The organism is Streptomyces sp. NPDC001980, assembly GCF_040296885.1.
Classification (GTDB): Bacteria; Actinomycetota; Actinomycetes; order Streptomycetales; family Streptomycetaceae; genus Streptomyces.
This window is the reverse complement of the sequence record NZ_JBEOYD010000001.1, coordinates 379,088-399,136: the sequence shown is the minus strand read 5'-3', so window position 1 is coordinate 399,136 and position 20,049 is coordinate 379,088. Positions and strand designations below refer to the sequence as shown.

17 protein-coding genes and 2 tRNA genes (1 of these 19 running past the window's edge) are annotated in these 20,049 nt (G+C 70.6%); 12 read left to right on the top strand and 7 right to left on the bottom strand.

Going from position 1 to position 20,049, the window contains the following annotated elements; genetic code table 11:
• Positions 1 to 9 precede the first annotated feature (9 nt).
• From ABT137_RS01810 to ABT137_RS01785, 6 genes are all read left to right on the top strand, one after another.
• Complete coding sequence (locus ABT137_RS01810) at positions 10 to 561, top strand: VOC family protein (RefSeq protein ID WP_351700770.1); 552 nt, start codon at positions 10 to 12, stop codon at positions 559 to 561.
• Positions 558 to 2,240 carry an FAD-dependent monooxygenase gene (locus ABT137_RS01805; protein WP_351700767.1) on the top strand — a complete coding sequence of 561 codons (1,683 nt, stop codon included), beginning with the start codon at positions 558 to 560 and terminating at the stop codon, positions 2,238 to 2,240. The genes ABT137_RS01810 and ABT137_RS01805 overlap by 4 nt, the downstream gene beginning before the upstream one ends.
• Positions 2,241 to 2,255: 15 nt before the next feature.
• A complete protein-coding gene (locus tag ABT137_RS01800; RefSeq protein ID WP_351700764.1) occupies positions 2,256 to 3,116 on the top strand; it encodes a fumarylacetoacetate hydrolase family protein in 861 nt (286 codons plus the stop codon).
• Positions 3,113 to 3,562 (top strand): hypothetical protein, encoded by a 450-nt coding sequence (locus ABT137_RS01795; RefSeq protein WP_351700761.1) that lies wholly within the window; start codon positions 3,113 to 3,115, stop codon positions 3,560 to 3,562. Before ABT137_RS01800 ends, ABT137_RS01795 begins: the two co-directional genes overlap by 4 nt.
• 14 nt (positions 3,563 to 3,576) lie before the next feature.
• Entirely contained in the window at positions 3,577 to 4,839 is a 1,263-nt protein-coding gene (locus tag ABT137_RS01790; protein ID WP_351700758.1) for an oxygenase MpaB family protein, read from the top strand.
• 104 nt (positions 4,840 to 4,943) lie between these two features.
• Positions 4,944 to 5,603, top strand: a complete 660-nt coding sequence (locus tag ABT137_RS01785; protein WP_351700755.1) for a TetR/AcrR family transcriptional regulator — start codon at positions 4,944 to 4,946, stop codon at positions 5,601 to 5,603.
• Between the two features lie 49 nt (positions 5,604 to 5,652).
• Here the strand turns inward: ABT137_RS01785 and ABT137_RS01780 are convergent, their stop codons facing one another.
• Positions 5,653 to 5,832 (bottom strand): hypothetical protein, encoded by a 180-nt coding sequence (locus ABT137_RS01780; protein WP_351700752.1) that lies wholly within the window; start codon positions 5,830 to 5,832, stop codon positions 5,653 to 5,655.
• Positions 5,833 to 5,914: 82 nt separating this feature from the next.
• Positions 5,915 to 6,853: a helix-turn-helix transcriptional regulator gene (locus ABT137_RS01775; RefSeq protein WP_351700749.1), complete on the bottom strand. Its 939-nt coding sequence runs from the start codon at positions 6,851 to 6,853 to the stop codon at positions 5,915 to 5,917.
• A gap of 318 nt (positions 6,854 to 7,171) precedes the next feature.
• Between ABT137_RS01775 and ABT137_RS01770 the strand changes: the two genes are divergently transcribed.
• Positions 7,172 to 8,206, top strand: a complete 1,035-nt coding sequence (locus ABT137_RS01770; protein ID WP_351700746.1) for a zinc-binding dehydrogenase — start codon at positions 7,172 to 7,174, stop codon at positions 8,204 to 8,206.
• A gap of 10 nt (positions 8,207 to 8,216) precedes the next feature.
• On the opposite strand, the gene ABT137_RS01765 is transcribed toward ABT137_RS01770, so the two are convergent.
• Positions 8,217 to 9,113, bottom strand: a complete 897-nt coding sequence (locus tag ABT137_RS01765; RefSeq protein WP_351700743.1) for a helix-turn-helix transcriptional regulator — start codon at positions 9,111 to 9,113, stop codon at positions 8,217 to 8,219.
• A 485-nt stretch (positions 9,114 to 9,598) separates the two neighbouring features.
• Here ABT137_RS01765 and ABT137_RS01760 point away from each other — a divergent pair, with 485 nt between their 5' ends.
• Positions 9,599 to 11,251, top strand: coding sequence for an alkaline phosphatase family protein (locus ABT137_RS01760; RefSeq protein WP_351700740.1), 1,653 nt, complete (start codon positions 9,599 to 9,601; stop codon positions 11,249 to 11,251).
• A 604-nt stretch (positions 11,252 to 11,855) separates the two neighbouring features.
• On the opposite strand, the gene ABT137_RS01755 is transcribed toward ABT137_RS01760, so the two are convergent.
• Positions 11,856 to 13,445, bottom strand: a complete 1,590-nt coding sequence (locus tag ABT137_RS01755; protein ID WP_351700737.1) for a glycoside hydrolase family 32 protein — start codon at positions 13,443 to 13,445, stop codon at positions 11,856 to 11,858.
• 151 nt (positions 13,446 to 13,596) lie between these two features.
• Between ABT137_RS01755 and ABT137_RS01750 the strand changes: the two genes are divergently transcribed.
• From ABT137_RS01750 to ABT137_RS01735, 4 genes are read left to right on the top strand one after another with little or no spacing between them, the layout of a single operon-like run.
• Entirely contained in the window at positions 13,597 to 15,006 is a 1,410-nt protein-coding gene (locus ABT137_RS01750) for an extracellular solute-binding protein (protein ID WP_351700734.1), read from the top strand.
• Positions 15,003 to 15,986: a carbohydrate ABC transporter permease gene (locus tag ABT137_RS01745; protein ID WP_351700731.1), complete on the top strand. Its 984-nt coding sequence runs from the start codon at positions 15,003 to 15,005 to the stop codon at positions 15,984 to 15,986. Before ABT137_RS01750 ends, ABT137_RS01745 begins: the two co-directional genes overlap by 4 nt.
• A 22-nt stretch (positions 15,987 to 16,008) precedes the next feature.
• Complete coding sequence (locus tag ABT137_RS01740; RefSeq protein WP_351700728.1) at positions 16,009 to 16,863, top strand: carbohydrate ABC transporter permease; 855 nt, start codon at positions 16,009 to 16,011, stop codon at positions 16,861 to 16,863.
• On the top strand, positions 16,860 to 18,251 hold the full coding sequence (locus ABT137_RS01735) for a glycoside hydrolase family 32 protein (RefSeq protein WP_351700725.1): 1,392 nt from the start codon (positions 16,860 to 16,862) through the stop codon (positions 18,249 to 18,251). Before ABT137_RS01740 ends, ABT137_RS01735 begins: the two co-directional genes overlap by 4 nt.
• Here the strand turns inward: ABT137_RS01735 and ABT137_RS01730 are convergent.
• The 3 genes from ABT137_RS01730 to ABT137_RS01720 all read right to left on the bottom strand — a co-directional run.
• On the bottom strand, positions 18,214 to 19,278 hold the full coding sequence (locus tag ABT137_RS01730) for a LacI family DNA-binding transcriptional regulator (RefSeq protein WP_351700723.1): 1,065 nt from the start codon (positions 19,276 to 19,278) through the stop codon (positions 18,214 to 18,216). The two genes, ABT137_RS01735 and ABT137_RS01730, sit on opposite strands and share 38 nt — an antisense overlap.
• A gap of 451 nt (positions 19,279 to 19,729) precedes the next feature.
• A tRNA-Ile gene (locus tag ABT137_RS01725) sits at positions 19,730 to 19,803 on the bottom strand.
• Positions 19,804 to 19,992: 189 nt separating this feature from the next.
• A tRNA-Asn gene (locus ABT137_RS01720) sits at positions 19,993 to 20,049 on the bottom strand; it runs 116 nt beyond the window's last position.

Sequence of the window (20,049 nt, the reverse complement as noted above, 5' to 3'; positions counted from 1 at the left end):
CGAAAGACAATGTCAGGGATTCGTCTGTCCGAGGTCGTGCTGCGGACGACCGACTACGACCGCCTCTGTGACTTCTACTCGCTGCTGCTCGGTCAGCCGCGCAGTGTGGAGATGACACCGCCCCCGTCCGACGACCCGGACGAGCCGTCGCGCATCTGCTTCTTCACCTTCTACTTCGACCACCCCTACACCGAGCGCATCGCCGTCTTCGAGTGCCCGGACCTCGGGCCGGGCAGGTCCTCGCGCGGACTGCACCACTTCCAGCTGCGGACGCCGACCGCCGACGCCCTGCTGGATCTCTACAGCACCCTGAAGGCGGCCGGCTTCCTTCCGGTGGAGGCGTCCAACCACGGCCCGGGGACGAGCTTCTACTACCAGGACCCGGACGGGAACCGCGTGGAGCTGTCGTCCCTCAACTTCTCCTCGCAGCAGGAGATGCAGGACTTCATGGCGACCGAGGAGTTCAGGAGCAATCCGGGCGGCTTCCCGCTCGACCCCGAGCGTCTGATCGAGGGCCGCGAGGCCGGCCGGGACCTGGGCGCACTGGTCTGGGAACGATGAGACTCACTTCCGCGCCGGGCCCCACCGGCGTCCTCTCGGACGACGCCACGTACGACGTGGTGATCGTCGGCGGCGGTCCCGTGGGCCTTGCGACCGCCGTCGAACTGGGCTCCCGCCGGCTGTCCGTGCTCCTCGTCGAGCGCGAGGACGGCACGGTCCGCTACCCGACGGCGGAGTCCGTCGACACCGCGTCCATGGAACTCCTGCGCCGTTGGGGCATCGCCGACTCCGCCGTCCTGCGCAGCGGCTTCCCCGCCGACGCGCGGCGGGACATCTCCTTCGTCTCCCGCATGACCACGTACGAGCTGGCCCGCTTCCCCCGCCCCTGCAACGCGGACCGGCGCGACACCACGCACGGGCTGAGCCCCGAAGGGGGCGTGTGGTGGCCGAAGTTCTGGTTCGACCTCGCCCTGCGGGAGCGCGCCGCCGCCGAGACCACGGTGGACCTGCGCTACCGGTGGACGTGCGACGCGTTCGACGACGGCCCGCACGGCGTCACCGTACGGCTCTCCTCACAGGCGTACGGCCGCCGGACGGTGCGGGCGCGCTACCTGGTGGCCTGCGACGGCGCGGCCTCGCCGGTCCGCAAGGCCCTGGGCATCGGGTCGCTGCGGGACTCGGCCGACGTCCGGGCCCGCTGGCAGGGCGCCTTCGTCAGCCTTCCCTGGCTGCGCGACCGCGTCCCGCACGCCCCTGCCGTGCAGTACTACCTGCTCAACCCCCGTCGCATGATCCTCGGTTCGCTCGACGGCGATGCCCTGTGGCGCGTCACCTATCCGCTCGCGGACGGCGAGTCCCCCACCGCCGCCGAGGTGCGTGCCACCGTCGCCGACGCGCTCGACTGCCCGGTCGAGGAGGTCGAGGTGCTCGACGCCCGGGAGTGGAGCGGCGACGCGGTGGTCGCCGAGTCCTTCCGGTCGGGCCATGTGCTGCTGGCGGGAGATGCCGCGCACCGCATGTGGCCCTCGGGCGGGCACGGCATGAACACCGGCCTCGGCGACGTGGCCAACCTCGGCTGGAAGCTGGAGGGCGTCCTGCGCGGCTGGGCACCGGACACCCTGCTCGACACGTACACCGCCGAGCGCCGACCGCACGCGGAACGCATGGTCCGCCGCGCCTGGCACAACTACCGTGCGGACAACGCGATCCTGCCCGACCCGGCCCTGGACGACCCGGCGCAGAAGGAGGCACGCGACCTCGTCGGCGAGCGGATCACGGCCACCCGCCGGACCGAGTGGCGCTCCCTCGGCGTCCAGCTCGGCGTGCGTTACCCGCAATCGCCGCTCGTCGTCTCCGACGGGACCCCCGAGCCCCCCGAGGATCCGGAGGAGTACGTCCCCACGGCCCGCCCCGGGCATCGTGCCCCGCATGTCCCGCTGGCCGGCGGGGGCTCCGTACTCGACCTCTTCCGCGGGCGCTTCACCCTGCTGAACCTCGCCCCCGCGGTGGACAGCGGGGCCCTGGCCCAGGCGTTCCGCATCCGGGGGATCCCCCTCGACGAGGAGTGGGTGGGCGCCGACGGCGCCCGTCAGGTGTACGGGTGCGCCGTCGCGCTGGTACGCCCCGACGGCATCGTCGCCTGGCGCGGTGACGCCTGCCCCGCGGATCCGGACGCGCTGGTGGACCAGGTGGCCGGCCGGTCGGCCGGGCACCGGGACGCCCGGGAACCCGCGAGCTGAGGAACGGAGAACATCGTGCTGCTCGCACAGACCGGCGACGGTATCGCGCGGGTCGGCCCCGACGGACTGCACCTCCTCGACGCCCCGGGCCGATCGCTGGCGGACTTCATCGTCGAGGGCCGGCTGGCCGAGGTGGCGGACCTGCGGACCGTCAAGGAGATCGACCGGGAGCGAGCCGCCTTCGCACCCCCGGTACGGCGTCCCGGCAAGATCGTCGTCATCGGCCTCAACTACCGCGACCACGCCGCCGAGACGGGCACCCCGCTGCCCGCCCTCCCCCGCTTCCACCTGATCCCCGGCTCCGCCGTCACCTCCCCGGGCGCCGTCGTCCACCTGCCGGAATCCGCGCAGGAACGGGTCGACTACGAGGGTGAGCTGGCCGTCGTGATCGGACGCACCGGCCGTGCCATCCCCGAGGCGGCCGCCTGGGACTTCGTCGCGGGCGGGACCGTGGCCAACGACCTCTCGGCGCGTGACGTGCAGTTCGGTGAGAACCCGGCACTGCCGATGGCCAGTCCGGCCCTCGCCAAGGGGTTCGACGGCTTCAAGCCGCTCGGGCCCGCCCTGCTCACCGCCGACGAACTGCGTCTGCACGACGCGCTGCACCTCACCACCGAGGTCAGCGGTGTCGTACGCCAGCGTTCCTCGACGGCCGAGCTCATCTTCTCGGTCCCTCAACTCCTCGCGTATGTCAGCTCTTTCCTGACCCTGGAGGCCGGTGACGTGATCCTCACCGGAACCCCAGGAGGGACCGGCATCGCGGACGGGCGGTTCCTGGCGGCGGGCGACGAGGTGTCGGTCACACTCGACGGGATCGGCACGCTGACCAACGCGATCGCTCCTCCACGGGCCGGAATCCGGCGGGAGGAGGTATGACGGGCAACGGATGCGTGCTCTGTGGACGGGCCGGCGCACTGACGCACGCGGATCCCGGCTGGCTCCTGCGGACCGGGCGCTGGGGGGTCTCCATGCACCCGGCGATGGCAGCGCCGGGCTGGGTCGCCGTCCAGACACTGCGGCACACCGAGGGACTCGCCGGTCTGAACGACGCCGAGGCCGGCGAACTCGGGCCGCTCCTGGCCCGGTTGAGTGCGGCGGTGACGCGGGTGACCGGCTCGGAACGGGTCTACACCTACTCGCTCGGCGAGGGCAGTCCGCACACCCATGTGCTGCTGGGACCGCCCCGACGAGACCTGCGCGGCGCGGCGTTCATCACCGGACTGCTGCGCCGCGACGTATCCCTGGCGGACGAGGCTGCCGCCCTCCGCGTCGCCCGCGACCTGGCGGACGAACTGGCCGCCGGAAACACCCCAACCACCTGAAAGCGGTGAGACCAATGACGCAGTCGACGACGCAGCCGACCGAAGTGGCGATCCCCACGATCTTCACGTACTTCGGGACGGCGGCGAGCCCCAAAGGCCAGGCGTTCAAGGCGCAACTCGAACGCTACGCCAAGTGCCGGCTCGACGTCCCCGAGGACCTGGCGAACGCCTTCGGGCGGGCCATGAACACCGGGGACCGGCTCGGTGACGCCTACATCGACGCCTGTTTCGCCTCGCCCAAGGGCAGGTCCCGGGCCCGGAAGGACGTCGAACTGGCGCTGCACGGCGGTATCAAGAGTGTCAGCGATCCGTCTCCGGAACTGGTGGCACTGTTCGACCAGATCAACACCGACCCCGAATGGGTGGACTGGGACAAGGTCGAGCACGGCGCGGAGGTCTTCCGGCGGTACAAGGAGCTGTACCCGTTCTTCGGAATGTCCACGTTCAACGCGTACGGCCTGGAGACCGTCGCCAAGCCGCTCGCGCTGACCGGCGCCTACACCGGCGGGTCGGCGTTCGGCCGGTTCGTGGAGACCTCCCGGCTCTGGACCGACACCACCGAGCCCGGAGCCATGCGACCTGGCGCCGTGGGACGCCGCTCCGCGGTGTTCGTACGCGTCCTGCACTCGATGATCCGGCACACCCTGCTGCCGCACCCCGAGTGGGACCGGGACCGGCTGGGCATGCCCATCAGCCAGTTCGCGCAGACCGGAACGCTGCTGCTCAGCTCGTTCGCCCCCGGGATGCAGCTGAAGCTGCTCGGCTACCGCCCCACCGACGCCGACGTCGAGGCGATGATGCACCACTGGCGCTATGTCGGACACCTCATGGGCGTCCAGGCACCGTGGTACCCGGAGACAGTGGCCGAGGGTTTCCTGGCCAACCTGCTGCTCGGGCTCTCGGAGCAGCCGAAAATCGACGACGACTCCCGGGAACTGTGCCAGTCGTTCATGGACACCTACCTTCCCCCGGAGGACGCGAAGGGACTGCGCCAGGTCTACGGCAAGCTGCGCTACAAGGCACAGCTCGGTCATGCGCGCTTCTATCTGGGCGAGGAAAGCTACCGGAATACCGGCCTGCCCGACGCCGGCCTGTGGCGCTTCGCTCCGCTCGCCCGAGTGCCCGGGAACCTGACGCGCGAGACCCTGCGCCGAAACGTCCCCGGTGTGGCCGGATGGATCGACCAGGTCAACCGGCGCGATCGGCACGCATTCCTCAATACGAACCTCGAAGGCGGCGAAGCGAAGTTCAAGCCCGTCGACAAGCTCACCCGGTAAAGGAATAGCCGCTCTGCCCGCCCGCCTCTCGTCTCCTCTCCTCCGCCCCCACTGAGGAGAGGAGACGCCGCACGGAGGAGAGGAGACACCGCTAAACTGGCCCCATGCCTGATAATCCGCCCCGCGTCACCCGCCCCCGTGGACGTCCGCCCAAAGACGCGCAACTCGCCCCGACCGACCAGGTCATGGCCGCCGCGATCGAGGCATTCTCGGTGCATGGATACAACGGGGTGTCGCTGCGGACGGTAAATGACGAACTGGGCGTCAGCCGCAATCTGCTCTACCAGCGCTTCGGCTCGAAGGCGAAACTGTGGCAGGCGGCCGTCGACTGGGCCTTCCGCCCTCTCGTCGATTATCTGGTGGCCTCGGACGACGAATCAGCCGATCCCATGGTCCGGTTGAGGATGCTGATCCGTAATTTCATCGAGTACTCGGCAACGCGCCCTTATCTTGCTCGCCTCGTCACGCTGGAGGGCGCGACCGCCACAGAGCGCCTGGAATATCTCTACCACCATTACATCGAGCCCATAAGGTCACGGTTCATCCCCGTTTTTGAACTGCTGCACGATCAGGGCAGAATCAAGAAAGTCCCCTACGAGACCTTCTATTTCCTGCTCACCTCGGGCGGATCCGCGCTCTACGGCCAGATCGCGCTCGCCTCGATGATGAACCCGGAGCTGACGTCGACAGAGGAGACGCGCGTGCGGCTCTATGCCGAGAACGTGGCCGAAGTGCTCCTCAACGGACTGTCACTGTCCGGCTGAGCGGCCGGATCACGCCGGATCACCTCTGCTCGAACGTGGCGGGCCGGGTTCACAGGCGCACGATGAGCAGGGCGGTGTCGTCGGTGGCGTCACCGGGTGGGAGCAGGTCGGTGAGTACGGCGACGGCGATCACGGGCAGGTCGACCAGGTCGTAGCAGTCACCGGCCACGTCGAGGGCTTCGGCGGAGTCGTTTCCGGGATTGTCCTCGGACAGGAAGCGACCGATCACCTGCTCGCGGGGTAGGCCCCGGAGGCGCGGAACGCCTCCGCTCGAAGCGTGCCGGGAATCGGGGCTCAGGCCCGCGGGGGCCTCACGACCGTCGGTGTTGCGGCCGTCCGGCGCCGGCACCGTGTCGATCCGCCTGCGGGCGATCGCTCACGCCGGCCGTTCCTGCCGCGGTCAGGTCCAGGAGGACGAGCGCGTCATGGGCAGGCGTGCCGGGCTCGGCGTGGTAGGTGACCAGGCGGTGGCCGGGGGTGCCTTCCAGGTGCATCCCCTGGTAGCCGAGGGTGAAGGTCCCGACGTCGGGGTGGTGATAGGTCTTGCGGCCGAACGCGTGCGCCTTGACCTCGTAACGCTCCCACAGACGGGTGAAGTCCGGGCTCTTGAGCAGGAGTTCACCGACGAGCGCGGCCAGGTCGGGTGCGTCGGGGTCGGTGCCGGCCAGGGCCCGCAGCCGGGCGACGCAGCCGCGCAGGGTGTGCTCCCGGTCGTCGAAGAGTTCGCGGGCGGCGGGGTGGAGGAAGGCATAGCGGGCGAGGTTGCGCTGTTTGACCGGCCATTCCTCGATGCCCGCGAACAACGCCAGCCCGGCGGGGTTCCAGGCCAGCAGGTCGTTGGTGCGGCCGGCGACGTACGCGGGGCCCGGGCGAAGGCTCTCCAGCAGCAGTGTGACAGCGGGCCGCACGGTCCTGCTGGGTGCGACGGGAGGTTCGGGTGCTGTCCGGGCGGCACGGACGGCGAGGCTGCGCAGGTGCTCGTGTTCGTCCTCCGTCAGCAGGAGGACACGGGCGAGTGCGTCGACGACGGACGGGCTGGGACGGGTCTCCTTGCCGCGCTCCAGACGGGCGTAGTAGTCGATGCTGACCCCGGCCAGCGTGGCCAGCTCCTCGCGGCGCAGCCCCGGGGTGCGGCGCAGTCCGGCGCCGGGGGACAGTCCCGCCTCGGCGGGGGTCACCTGGGCCCGGCGGGCCCGCAGGTAACGCCCCAGTTCGGTGCCGCCACCGGCAGGCTGCTGCTCACGTGTCATACCGTCCAGTCTGCCGGGCCTGTGACCTGCACGACAGGCACGTGGGGTGCCCTGTCACAGCACGGAACGCCACTGCCCGGCACGACGCGGCCTGCCACGCGGCGCAGCGGGCGGGCAGGCTGGGCCAGGTCGCGGATCTCCTCCTCGTCGGCCCCATGGCTCGGACCTCAAGAGAGCGGGCGCCCGCTCTCTCCGCTCGGCGCCTTCGCCCCGAAGCCGGTCGGACTGGACGCGCTGCCCACACCGGAGGGCGGCCGGTGCTGATCGGCCGGAACTCCGTCAACTCCCCCTCGATTCAAGCAAGATCGGAACATTCTTATGCGAGCGACAGTGATGTACGGCGCCGGCGACGTCCGCGTGGAGGACGTCCCGGACCCGAAGATCCAGAACCCCACCGACGCGATCGTCCGGGTGGTCCTGGCCTGTGTCTGCGGCAGCGACCTGTGGCCGTACGCCTCCATGCCGGCAACGGAGCAGAGCCGACGCATGGGACACGAGTTCCTCGGCATCGTGGAGGAGACCGGCTCCGAGGTGTCCGGGGTGAAGGCCGGTGACCTGGTGGTCGCGCCCTTCCTGTGGGCGGACAACACCTGCGTCTTCTGCAAGGAAGGTCTGCACGTGGTCTGTCCGCACGGCGGCCAGTGGGGCCCGAACGGGGTCGACGGCGGCCAGGGCGAGGCGGTCCGCGTCCCACAGGCCGAGGGCACCCTGGTCAAGCTGCCGGTGGCCGAGGACTCCGCCCTCCTGCCCTCCCTGCTGAGCCTCTCCGACGTGCTGTGCACCGGCCACCACAGCGCGGTCAAGGCAGGAGTCCACGAGCGCACCACCGTCACCGTGATCGGCGACGGCGCGGTCGGCCTGTCCGCCGTACTGGCCGCCAGGCGGCTCGGAGCCGAGCGGATCATCCTGATGGGCCGGCACAAGGACCGCACCGACCTGGGCGTCCAGTTCGGGGCCACCGAGGTCGTTGCCGAGCGCGGCGAGGAAGGCATCGCCCGCGTGCGGGAACTGACCGGCGGCATGGGCACCCACGCCGTGCTCGAATGTGTCGGCGCGCTGTCGGCCCTTGAGACGGGCCTCGGCGTGGTCCGGCCCGGCGGCGCGATCAGCCGGGTCGGCGTGCCGCAGTACGGCGAGATCCCCTTCGGCTTCATGGACTTCGCGAAGAACGTCACCCTCACCGGCGGCGTGGCCCCGGCCCGCGCCTACATGGAGGAACTGCTGCCCGACATCCTGGAGGGGAGGATCGAGCCGGGCCGCGTCTTCGACCGCACCGTGGACCTGGACGACGCCCCCGACGCCTACCGCGCGATGGCCGACCGCGAGGCACTGAAGGTCCTGGTCAAGCCCTGACCGGCGGGCATCAGCCCTGCTTCTCCTCGGCGGGCTTCGCGTCGGGCCCGGTGGCCGCGCCGTCGAGGAGGAGCAGTTTCTCGTACTCGGCCGTGCCGGGTTCGGCGAAGAACACGACGAGGCGGTGGCCGGGGGTGCCGTCGAGCTGCATGGACTGGTAGCCGAGGGTGAGGTCGCCGACCTCCGGGTGGCGGAAGGTCTTGTCGCCGCGCGGGTGCGGCTGCACGTCGTAGTCCGTCCAGCGGCGCACGAACTCCGGGCTCTCCAGCATGAGTTCCTCGATGAGCGGGGCCAGGCCGGGCGTGTCCGGTTCGGTGCCGGCCAGGGCTCGGATGCGGCCGACGCAGGTGCGGACCTGCTCGTCCCAGTCGGCGAACAGCTTCGGCGCATGCGGGTCCAGGAAGAGATAGCGCAAGGCGTTGCGCCGCTCGGCCGGCCAGTCCTCCGTCCCCGCGAACAGGCGGACCGAGCCGGGGTTGCCGGCGAGGATGTCCATCGTGCGGCTGATCACGTACGCGGGGTTGGGCCGCAGGCTCTCCAGCATCAGCTCGATGGCGGGCCGCACCGTCCGTTCGGATGCGGCCGGCAGTTCTGGCACGGACCTCCTGTCGGCCCGCTCGGCGAGATCGCGCAGATGCCGATGCTCGTGCGCGTCCAGCCGGAGGGCACGAGCGAGGGCGTCGACGACGGCAGGACTGGGGTTGGTCTCCTGGCCGCGCTCCAAGCGCGCGTAGTAGTCGATGCTGATCCCGGCCAGCGTGGCCAGCTCCTCCCGGCGCAGCCCCGGCGTGCGCCGCAGCCCGGCGCCCGTCGCCAGGCCGACGTCCTCCGGCGTCACCCGGCTCCGGCGGGTGCGAAGGAAGATTCCCAGCCCGCTGTCGCCGGCGTTCCGCTGCTCACGCGCCATGTGGTCCAGTATGCAGCCGGAGTCATCGCCTGATCTGCCGTCCTCTCTGCCTCCGAGGACCCTTCGGACGGGAGGCGGACGGAAGGCGGACGCCCGGCGGACGCCCGGCGGTGTCGCAGCAGCGCACCGCAGCCGGCCGGCGACAGCCCGGCCCCTCCCGCCCCGCCCAGTGATCGCGTCGGCCACCGCCTGGCAGCGCCGCTGTGGCTGCTGTGACCGCTGTGGCCTCTGTGGCCTCTGTGGCCTCTGTGGCCGCTGTGGCCGCTGTGGCAGGCCAGACGTCTGCGAGCAGCGCGTCGGCTCTGGTCGTGCGGCTCGCCTTGGGGCTGCGGACGCCTGTCCTCCTTGGGGAAAACCAAACCTGCTTGGTGAAGCCCCGACCGCCCATTCCGGGCGTGTTCACAGATGCGCCGGTTCCGGTACACAGGACGCGACTCTGATGAGCCCGGCACCCGCAGCACGCCCCGAACACCCGGGAGAGACAGATGTCCAGACGTTACGTCAGACCCGCAGCCTTCCTCGCCGCCACCGGAGTCCTGGCCGGAGTGACCGCCGCCCAGCCCTCCGCGTTCGCCGCCTCCCCCCACCCGGCGGCCGCCGCCAGGCATGTCCTGCTGGTCTCCGTCGACGGGCTGCACCAGTCGGACCTGGCCTGGTACATCGCCAGACACCCGAAGTCCGCGCTGGCCCGGCTGGTCGGCGGCGGCGTGGAGTACACCCACGCCAGCACCACCACGCCGTCCGACTCCTTCCCCGGCATGGTCGCCCAGGCGACCGGCGGCAGCCCCGGCACCACGGGCGTCTACTACGACGACACGTACAACGCCGCGCTTCTCCCGGCGGGAACCACCAGTTGCAAGGGCGTCAAGCCCGGGGTCGAGGTGGACCTCACCGAGGACCTGGACAAGAACCAGGCCTCCATCGACGCCGGTCAGGGCCTCGCGGGCCTGCCGGACAGCATCCTGTCGATGACCGGCAGGCCGGAGAGCCTGATCAACACGTCGAAGCTGCCCGTCGACCCGAAGACCTGCAAGCCGGTCTACCCGCACTCGTACCTCAAGGTGAACACGATCTTCGAGGTGGCCCGCCAGGCGGGTCTGCGCACCGCCTGGTCGGACAAGCACGCCGCCTACGAGATCCTCAACGGCCCCTCGGGCACCGGCGTCCAGGACCTGTTCACCCCGGAGATCAACAGCGACGCCCTCGGCTACGCCGCCGGCAACGACTGGACCACGGACAACAAGGCCACCGAGCAGTACGACGGCTACAAGGTGAAGGCCGTCCTCAACGAGATCGACGGCTACGACCACAGCCGCACCCACAAGGTCGGCACCCCGGCGATCTTCGGCCTCAACTTCCAGTCGGTCTCCACCGCGCAGAAGCTGCCCGCCTCCGACGGCCTCACCGGCGGCTACACCGCCAAGAACGTCCCGGGCCCGCTGCTGGTGAAGAACCTGGACTTCGTCAACACGGAGATCGGCGCCCTGACCGCCGAGATCCGCAAGCGGCACCTCTCCGGCAGCACCGCCGTCATCCTCTCCGCCAAGCACGGCCAGTCGCCCACCGACCCCGCCGCGCTCACCCGCGTCGCCGACGGCCCGCTGCTGGACGGCCTCAACGCCGCCTGGAAGAAGCTGCACCCCGGCGCCGCCGACCTGGTGACGCACGCGGTGGACGACGACGCCATGCTGCTCTGGCTCTCCGACCGCTCCGCGGCCGCCACCGCCTTCGCCAAGAAGTACCTGCTCGCGCAGAGCGGCACGGGCACCGACATCAACGCCGCGCCCAAGGCCTACACGCACAGCGGGCTCAGCAAGGTCTACGCCGGCAAGGCCGCGGCCGACTACTTCCATGTCAAGGCCGGCGACGCCCGGGTCCCTGACCTCTTCGGTGTCGCGCAGTACGGCGTCGTCTACACCGGCGGCACCAAGAAGGTCGCCGAGCACGGCGGCGGCCACTCCGACGACCTCGACGTCCCCCTCGTCGTGTCCGGCGCCTCCGTCCCGGACGGCGTGCGCGACTCCGCGGACGTGCAGACCAAGCAGATCGCACCGACGATCCTGAACCTGCTGGGTCTCGACCCCCGCTCCCTCAAGGCCGTGCGCGAGGAGCACACCGCCGTGCTGCCGGTCCGCTGACCCCTCCGGTGCGCCCCGGCCGCACACCGCGGGGCGCACCGGCCGCGATCCCACCGCCCGACCGACCCGTCTTCCCAGGTCAGACGCGCTGATCCCTGAGGGTGGGCACTCCAGGTGCGGCCGGGAGTGTTCATCGCGCTCGCGGTGCAGGCCGTCTGAACCCGGCCGGTCGGCGCCCGGCCAGGCGACCGCTCATGAGCATGGTCATCGACCACAGCACCACGGTTTGTTCCTGTCCTTGCGGCCTCAACGCGGCCTCGATCAGGCCCCACGGAGCCAGGCAAGCGCCGCGCGGGAGGGTCTCGCCGGCTCGCGAACCTCGCGAACGGGGCTCGTACTCGCCCGCGGCGGATTCCCCTTCCCACGCGCAGGGGCTCCGCCGGGACAAGGCCCGGGGAGAGCCACGTTCGCCCGGTTCGATCTCGGAATGCGGTGGGAGGTCGGGACAGCCTCGCCGGCATGAGCCGTACGACCCGGACGCGGAAGACGTTCGGCTTCGCCGCGTCAGCGGGGCGGAGCGCGGATCCTTCCAGGACCGGGCGGCCCGTTCCGGTGTTGCCGATGGGGTTCACGCGTAGGTGTGCACCCGCGCCTCTGGCCGGCCTCACACCGAGAACTCGCGTATCACCGTGTTGCGGAACACCGCGCTGCCGCCGATCGTGAACAGTGCGAGCCGGGTGTCCAGCAGGTACGGGAACACCTGGCTGGTGTGCACGTAGCGGCCGTCGTCGACGAACATCTCCACCGACGTGCGATCCACCAGGATGCGCAGCTTCACCGTGCCGGCGGACGGGTCGAACGGGGTGTGGCTCTCCTGCCACTTGCCGGACGTGTCGGCGTTCACCGTGTTGCGTCGGTTGAGGAAGGCGTAGTCGGCGTAGATCCCGGCATCGATGTGCCGACCGCCGTCGGGTGAGCGCCTCAGCTGGAGGCCGGCACCGGTGAGTTGGGACCAGGTGATCTCGGTCGTCACCTCGTAGGAGATACCGGTGTAGTCGAGCACCTTCGTGCCGTCCACGGTCACGTCGCCCAGGTTCACGGTGCGGGAGACATGCGAGTCGAGGCCGGCGACGGGCTGGGAGGCGAGGTAGTAGGTGTTGTCGGACGCCTTCTTCAGGGTGATCTCGCGGACGACGGAGTCGGTGCCGTTGAAGCCGTCGCAGTCGATGGTGGGGGTGGTGTCGGCGTAGTCCCAGTTGTTCACCCAGCCGATCGCGTACCGGGCAGCCGCGTCCACCGCGCCGCTCGCGTCCCGCTTCTCGAAGGTGACGGCGCCGTACCAGTCCCAGCCGTGGTCGAGCCACTGCGGGTCACTCGCCTCAGCGGTGAACGCGCTGCCGTCGAAGGAACCCGTCCAGTAGGCGTACGTGTTGGGCAGCCCCGAGCTCTTCCCGTTGGCGCTCGCGCCGAGCACCCATTTCACCGTGCCGTCGCCGGCGGTGATGCGGAACAGGTCGGGACACTCCAGGACGCCGATGCCGTCGTGGACGAAACCGTTCACGTACGTCCAGGACGTGAGGTCGTCGGAGTGGTAGAAACCGATCTTGTCGTTCTCGGCGAGGGCCATCACCCAGCGGCCCCGGTCCTCGTCGCGGATCACCTTGGGGTCGCGGAAGTCGGCGACGCCGGGGTTGGGCAGGACGGGGTCGGTCCCGTAGTTGTCGAAGGTGAGACCGCCGTCGGTCGAGTAGTACAGGAATTGCTCCTGGTGGTCGGTGCCGCCGCCCGGGGACATGGTGACGATGACGACGACCGCGCCCGCGCCGAATCCGGCCGTGTTGCCGGTGTCGACCACCGCCGAACCCGACCAGAGATCGCCGTTGGGCGTGGTGTCCTTGGGCACGGCGACCCCGCGGTCGGCGAAGGAGACCAGGTCCTCGGTGGTGGCCAGGCGCCACGCGGTGCCGACGACACCGGTGAAGTAGTCGGCGTTGTAGAGGTAGTAGTAGTGGTACTCGCCGTCGAGCCAGACGGGCCGCTGCGGGTCGTTCTTCCACTGGTCGGGGACCGTGAAGTGGTACGCGGCGCGGTAACTCGCCCCGCTCGCCGCGGACTTGGTCCTGCTCTCGGCCGTGGCCCCGGGCTTGGGCTCCGGGGCGGCCGTGGCCGCTGCGGTGGGCAGCAGCGCGGCGGCGGTGCCCGCAGCCGATCCCGCGAACAGTGATCTCCTGGAAATCCCCGACGCTCCGGGCATGACACATCGTTCCTCTCGTGGCGGCTCCTGCGAACGAGGACTGTAGACCTAACTCGTTAAAGGTCAAGCGTTCCCGACCCTTGACAGGTCCGCTGCCCGGTTCCCATCATCTGGGGCATCATCCCTGATCTAACACGAGTTAGGCCCGTTGATGACTGACTCGCACCTCCCCCGCCGCACGCTGCTGCGGTACGGCGCATACGGGGCCGGAGCAGCCGCCCTGGCCGCGACCGCCGCGAGCTGGGACCGGCTCACGGGAGCCGACATCCCCGGCCGTGACGACGGCTCCCTCGTCGTCGCCACGCTCGGCTCCGCCTTCGACCCGGCCACCGTCGACGCCCTCACCAAGGGCTTCCACCGCCTCCACCCCGACATCCCGCTGCGGGTGAACGCGGTGCAGGCTGTCGACTGGTCGGACTTCTTCGCGAAGATCCTCACCCAGATCGCCGCGGGCACCGCCCCCGACCTCGTGTATGTGGCCACCGAGGGCGTGCAGTTGTTCGCCCAGAAGCTCGGCGTACCTCTGGACCGCTGGGTGCGGCGGGACGCGGCGGAGCTGCGCGAGTACTTCGCCGACGTCCACCCCTCGCTGGTCGAGTCGATGATGTACGAGGGGAACCTCTACCAACTGCCGATGGAGTTCAACGCCGCCGACATGTACCTCAACAAGCAGGTGCTGAAACGGGCAGGCGCGGGGTTCCCGGCGGCCGACTGGAGCCGCGACGACTTCACCGCGTTGCTGCGGGAGATGAAACGTGCCGGCGACGCGCACTTCACGCCGTACTTCTGGACCAACCGGCTGTGGGGCGGCGTGGTCCCCTGGCTCTTCGCGAACGGCACGAACCTGTTGAAGGAGTCGAAGGCGCCCGGCGGCTCCTGGCTGTGGGACACCTTCTACCCGGCCGCCGACCGGCAGGGGCGCGGCGGGGGCTTCCGCTGGACTACCCCGCAGGCCACCGCCGACCGGGTCGAGGAGGCGTACGACTATCTCGCCTCCCTCGTCAAGGAGGACCTGTGCACCCGGCCCGAGGGCGGCAACGGCAGCAATCTGGTCGGCGTGTTCTCCACCGGCCGCGTCGGCGTCACACCGGCGGGCGGCTTCTGGGCGGGCGGCCTGCATCTGGCCGGCATGCGGGCCGCCGACTACGACGTGCAGTACTTCCCGCGCTGGCGTACCCAGCGCCACCAGTTCGGCGCGGCGGGCTACGCGCTGCTGCGCACCTCGAAGAAGCAGGAAGCCGCCTGGGAGTTCATCAAGTACGCGGCCCGCAAGGACACCATGACCCGGCTGTTCCAGAGCAACCAGACCACCCCGGCCCGCCGTTCGATGCTGAACGCCGCACGCTACGCCGCCAGTGGCCCGGCCCACTGGCGGGTCTTCTACGACACCCTCGACCGGTTTCCCGACACCGGCCCGATCCCCGCGCCGCCGCAGGTCGCCGAGGTGACCGACGTCCTGCTCAAGTACACCGGCACCGCGCTGGCCTCGCCACGTGCGGTGGGTCCCGCGCTGCGCCGGATGCAGAGCGCCCTGGAGCAGGCCATGGAGCGTGAGATATGACGAACACCCAGGTCCCGAACGCTCAGGACCCGAACGCCCAGGTCCCGGCCGTACGTTCGCGGCCCGCCACACCACCACCCGCCGTCGCCGTGCGGCCGTCCGTCCGCGACCGCGGCGCCCGGCTGCTGGCCGCGCTGTTCCTGGCGCCCACGGTCGTCGGCATCGTCGTCTTCACGGTCGTGCCGATCATCGGGTCCGTCGTGCTGAGCCTGTTCCACTGGAACGTGATCGACCCGCCCCGTTTCGCCGGCGGCGCCAACTACCGCACCACCTTCACGGACTCGACCGTCCTGGTCTCCTTCCGCAACACGCTCCTCTTCATGGTCCTCGCGGTCGCGCTGCAACTGCTGATCGCGCTGGCGCTGGCGCTCGCGCTGAACGGGCGGATGCCGGTGTGGCTGCGGTCGGTGTTCCGTTCGGCGTTCTTCTTCCCGCTGGTGCTGTCCGCCGCTTCGATCTCGGTGGTGATGAAGTACCTGTTCAACCAGGACTTCGGGGTGGTGAACTGGCTGATCGGCCTGGTCGGCGTCGCCCCCGTGCCCTGGCTGACCTCGGAGCACGCGGCGATGGCCACGGTGATCCTGGTCTACGTCTGGCAGCAGTTCGGTTTCTCGTTCCTGCTGTTCGTCGGCGGTCTCAACAACATCCCCAAGGAGATCCACGAGGCCGCCGCCCTCGACGGCGCGACCGGCCTGCGCAAGCACCTCGGCATCACGCTGCCGCTGCTGTCGCCGACGCTGCTCGTCGCGTCGGTGGTCGCCATCATCAATGCCCTGCAGGTCTTCGAACAGCCCTACGTCCTCACCGACGGCGGACCCGGCGACGCCACCCGCACCGTGGTGATGGTGATCTACGAGAGGGCCTTCGAGCAACTCGACTTCGGCGAGGCATCCGCGGTGGGCACGCTGCTCTTCGTGCTGATCATGGCGGTCACCGCCCTCCAGTTCCGGCTCAGCCGGCGTTTCGTCCACTACCAGTGAGCCGGTGAGCCGCATGAGCGCCATGAGCCAAGCAACCCCGACCCTGAGCCGCGTACGTCATTCACTCGCCCCCTGGGCCCGGATCGCCGCACTGACCGTGTGCGCCCTGCTGACGCTGGGCCCGGTCATCTGGACCGTCTCCACCTCGCTGCGCACTCCGGCCCAGTCCTTCGACCTGCCCCCGCAGATCATCCCGACGCACCCGACGACCGCGGCCTACCACGGGGTCTTCCAGCAGATCGACGTGTGGCTGCTCGCCCTGAACTCCACGCTGGTGACGGCACTGATCGCCGTCGGCCAGATGATCACGGCGGGCCTGGCCGGATACGCCTTCGCGCGCCTGGAGTTCCGCTTCAAGAAGCCGCTCTTCGGCCTCGTCCTGGCGACCATGATGGTGCCGTTGCAGGTCACCATCGTGCCGGTGTTCCTGGTGCTGAAGTCGATGGGCCTCACCGACACGCTCCTCGGTCTGATCCTCCCGGCCTTCCCGACGGCCTTCGGCACGTTCCTGATGCGCCAGTACTTCCTCGGCATGCCGAAGGACCTGGGCGAGGCGGCCATGCTGGACGGCGCGGGGCCCTGGCGGATCTTCCGCTCGGTGTACGCGCCGCTGGCCACACCCGGCCTGGCGATCGTCGGCGTACTGGCCTTCAACTACCACTGGAACGAGTTCTTCCGCCCGCTGATCCTGGAGACCTCCAGCCAGAACTACACGCTTCCGCTGGGTCTGGTCTCCCTGCAGGGCAACCTCGGCACCGGGTCGATCTCGGTGGTCCTGGCCGGGGTCGTGCTCTCGATGCTCCCCGCCGTCGCCGTGTTCGTCGTCGGCCAGCGCCCTCTGCGCGAGGGCATCACCTCGGCAGGAGTCAACCGTTGAGCAATGACCCCAACGCGCCGCGTTTCAGGGTCCGTCCGCCCGTCGGCTGGATCAACGACCCCAATGGGCCGTTCCGTCGGCGGGACCGCTACCACCTCTTCTACCAGCACAACCCCGACGCACCGGTGCACGCGAACGTCCACTGGGGTCATGCCTCCAGCACTGACCTCGCGCACTGGGAGCACCACCCGATCGCGCTCACCCCGACGCCCGGCGGCCCCGACGAGGCCGGCTGCTGGTCGGGCTGCGTGACCGACGACGCCGGCACACCGACCGCCGTGTACACGGGAGTCGACCGTGCCCACGCCGGACTCGGCACCATCTGCCTGGCGCGGGCGGCGGACCCGGACGACGAGCGGCTGACCGAGTGGAAGCCGCTGCCGACGCCGGTGGTGGCAGGGCCGCCGCCGGGACTGGACGTGGTGATGTTCCGCGACCCGTTCGTCTTCCGCTGCGCGGACAGGCGCTGGGCCCTCGTCGGGGCCGGGCACGCCGACGGCACGCCGTCGGTCCTGCTCTACGACTGCGACGACCTGACCGACTGGCGGTTCGCCGGTGTGCTGCTGGACGGCAAGGACCCGGTGGCCGTGGGCGTGTTCGGCGACAAGTCGGTGGGCTGGGAGTGCCCGCACCTGTACCGGACAGCAGGCGGCGACCACGTGCTTGTGGTGTCCCTGTGGGACGGAGATCCCTGCTCCACCGGATATCTGACGGGTCGTCTGCAGCCCGATGGCCGGCACGCGTTGAGGTTTGTGCCGCGCGCCGGCGGCCGGCTCGACCAGGGGCGGGACTTCTACGCTCCCGCCGTGCTCCAGGAGCCGGACCGCGCACTGCTGTGGGGCTGGTCGTGGGAGGCCCGCCCGCAAGAGGAGATACACCGGGCCGGATGGGCAGGCGTACTCACCGCGCCCCGGGTCGTCGACATCCACCCCGACGGTTCACTGCGGGTGAGTCCGGCCCCGGAACTCGACCTGCTGCGCCCGGCCGAGCCGTTCGTCACCGCGCCGGGCCGGGTGCCGCTTCCCCACACCTACGACCTGGCGGTCACCGCATGTGAACCGACCACGGTGAGCCTGCTCCGGGGCGCGGCGGGCCGCGAGCTGACCGTCTGGGCGGACCCTGCCTCGGGGACCGTCGTCCTCGACCGCAGCGCCTGGCCCCGGACCGGCAGGGAAGGCTCCGCCCCGATCACCGTGCACGTGCCGGAGGGGCCGGAACTCGCGCTCCGGCTGCTCGTCGACGGCTCGCTCCTCGAACTCTTCGTCGCGGAACGGGCCACGGTCACCGAGCGCGTCTACCGGCGCCCCGGCGACATCGCCGAACTGGTCGTCGACGGGCCGGGTGCCCGGGTCACCGGGTGGGCGCCGGACCCACGGAGGCGCGGCTGACCACAGGGCAGGCCAGGCGCCGGACGGTCGCGGGCGGCGTACGGCCGGCTTCGATGGCGTCCAGGAGCAGCCGGGCCGCCGCCTCGCCCATCGCCCGGTGCGGCAGCGCGACCGAGGTGAGCGGCGGTGTGAGGAACGCGGCCATGTGCTCCTGGTCGTCGTAACCGACCACGGACAGATCGGCGGGCACGTCGATCCCGAGCCGGGTCGCGGCGTGCAGGACACCCGCCGCGACCCGGTCGTTGTAGCACAGGACGCCAGTGGGGCGACGGCCCGGCTCGACCCCGTCGAGCAGGCGCAGCGCCCCCGCGTATCCCGCGGAGATCTCCCCGCCACCGCGCACGATCCACTCCTCGGGCACGGTGACGCCCTTGGCGCGCAGCGCGTCCCGGAAGCCGCGGGTACGTTCCACCGAGGCGATGTCGTCCAGACCGCCGATCACGGCGAGCCGGCGGTGGCCCGCACCGAGCAGCAGCCGGGCCGCGGTACGGCCACCGGCGCGCTCGGCGGGGACCACGGCGGGCAGGGAGTCGTCCTCGGGCAGGCAGTTGGCCAGCACGGAGTGGGTGCGGTGCAGGCCCTCGGGGACGCGGACCCGGCGCAGTGACATGGCCGCGTAGATGATGCCGTCCACGCGCCGGTCGAGCAGTTCCGCGACGGCCGCGTCCTCCTTGGCCGGGTCACCGCCGGAGTCGACGGTGAGGACGAGATGGTCGCTGTCCCAGGCGGTCTCCATGGCGCCGCGCAGCAGCCGACCGGCGAACGGCGAGGACGCGATCTCATCGGTGACCAGCCCGATCACGGCCGTACGGCGACGGCGCAGACCGCGGGCCACCGGGTCGGGGCGGTAGCCCAGCCGGGCCGCGGCCTGCCGGATGCGTTCCTGGGTGGCGGGCGAGAGGTTGCCCTCGGCCCGGCCGTTGAACACGAAGGACACCGCGGTGTGCGACACGCCGGCGAGCCGGGCGACGTCCCGTGACGTCGGGCGCCCGGTGCCCGTGCTCCTGCTCTCCTCGGCACCGCCCACGCCGTCCGCCGCCCTCGCCCAGCCCGTCCCTGTCGATCACCGTCCACCCTATCCGCGGGGAGCGCCACGGCACACGGGAGATCCTCAGGGCGCCGCGGCGTGGGCGTCCGACGTGATCACCGGATTCCCCGGAGGGCGGGGACCGCTTCGGACCGGGCGTAAGCACGTCATCCGCCGGCGATGCCGGCCCACCGGCCCGGTGGAGGGCAGCGCGGGCCAGACCGCGCAAGCCGCTCACGACGCCCGGGCCGCGATCTTCTTCGCGGTGGCCTGCTCGGCGCGCAGACCGGAGTCGCCCCGTAGACACCTTCGGTCTGGACACGGTCGCGCCGTCCCGGCCCCTGCGTGGCCGGGACCCCAAACCCACGAGCAGCGGATTCGGTCCGTTCAGGCGAAGTTGACGCTCCGACACCCAAAAATGAGCGCTCCCGCAGGTCAGGGACCTGCACAGTGGGGCGGGTGGGACTCGAACCCACGGCCGACGGATTATGAGTCCGCTGCTCTAACCGGCTGAGCTACCGCCCCATAGCGGCGTGTCGCGTACAAGTGTGCGCGCCGTCTGCCGCAGCATAGCCGCTCATACGATCTCCTGCTTCGGCTGGTCGGCTTCTGCGGACAGTCACGACCTTCAGGACATCGGTGCAGGCCCGGCGGTTCCCGCGGACGCGCAACGCACATGAAAAAGGACCCCCGCGGGGGTCCTCGTTCAGCATGCTCCCCCGACTGGACTCGAACCAGTAACCTGCCGGTTAACAGCCGGCTGCTCTGCCA

Bases quoted from the DNA above. Each gene is read 5' to 3' on its own strand.
- ABT137_RS01810 (WP_351700770.1), top strand. From the start codon at position 10: ATGTCAGGGATTCGTCTGTCCGAGGTCGTGCTGCGGACGACCGACTAC.
- ABT137_RS01805 (WP_351700767.1), top strand. From the start codon at position 558: ATGAGACTCACTTCCGCGCCGGGCCCCACCGGCGTCCTCTCGGACGAC.
- ABT137_RS01795 (WP_351700761.1), top strand. From the start codon at position 3,113: ATGACGGGCAACGGATGCGTGCTCTGTGGACGGGCCGGCGCACTGACG.
- ABT137_RS01790 (WP_351700758.1), top strand. From the start codon at position 3,577: ATGACGCAGTCGACGACGCAGCCGACCGAAGTGGCGATCCCCACGATC.
- ABT137_RS01785 (WP_351700755.1), top strand. From the start codon at position 4,944: ATGCCTGATAATCCGCCCCGCGTCACCCGCCCCCGTGGACGTCCGCCC.
- ABT137_RS01775 (WP_351700749.1), bottom strand. From the start codon at position 6,853: ATGACACGTGAGCAGCAGCCTGCCGGTGGCGGCACCGAACTGGGGCGT.
- ABT137_RS01770 (WP_351700746.1), top strand. From the start codon at position 7,172: ATGCGAGCGACAGTGATGTACGGCGCCGGCGACGTCCGCGTGGAGGAC.
- ABT137_RS01765 (WP_351700743.1), bottom strand. From the start codon at position 9,113: ATGGCGCGTGAGCAGCGGAACGCCGGCGACAGCGGGCTGGGAATCTTC.
- ABT137_RS01760 (WP_351700740.1), top strand. From the start codon at position 9,599: ATGTCCAGACGTTACGTCAGACCCGCAGCCTTCCTCGCCGCCACCGGA.
- ABT137_RS01755 (WP_351700737.1), bottom strand. From the start codon at position 13,445: ATGCCCGGAGCGTCGGGGATTTCCAGGAGATCACTGTTCGCGGGATCG.
- ABT137_RS01750 (WP_351700734.1), top strand. From the start codon at position 13,597: ATGACTGACTCGCACCTCCCCCGCCGCACGCTGCTGCGGTACGGCGCA.
- ABT137_RS01745 (WP_351700731.1), top strand. From the start codon at position 15,003: ATGACGAACACCCAGGTCCCGAACGCTCAGGACCCGAACGCCCAGGTC.
- ABT137_RS01740 (WP_351700728.1), top strand. From the start codon at position 16,009: ATGAGCCAAGCAACCCCGACCCTGAGCCGCGTACGTCATTCACTCGCC.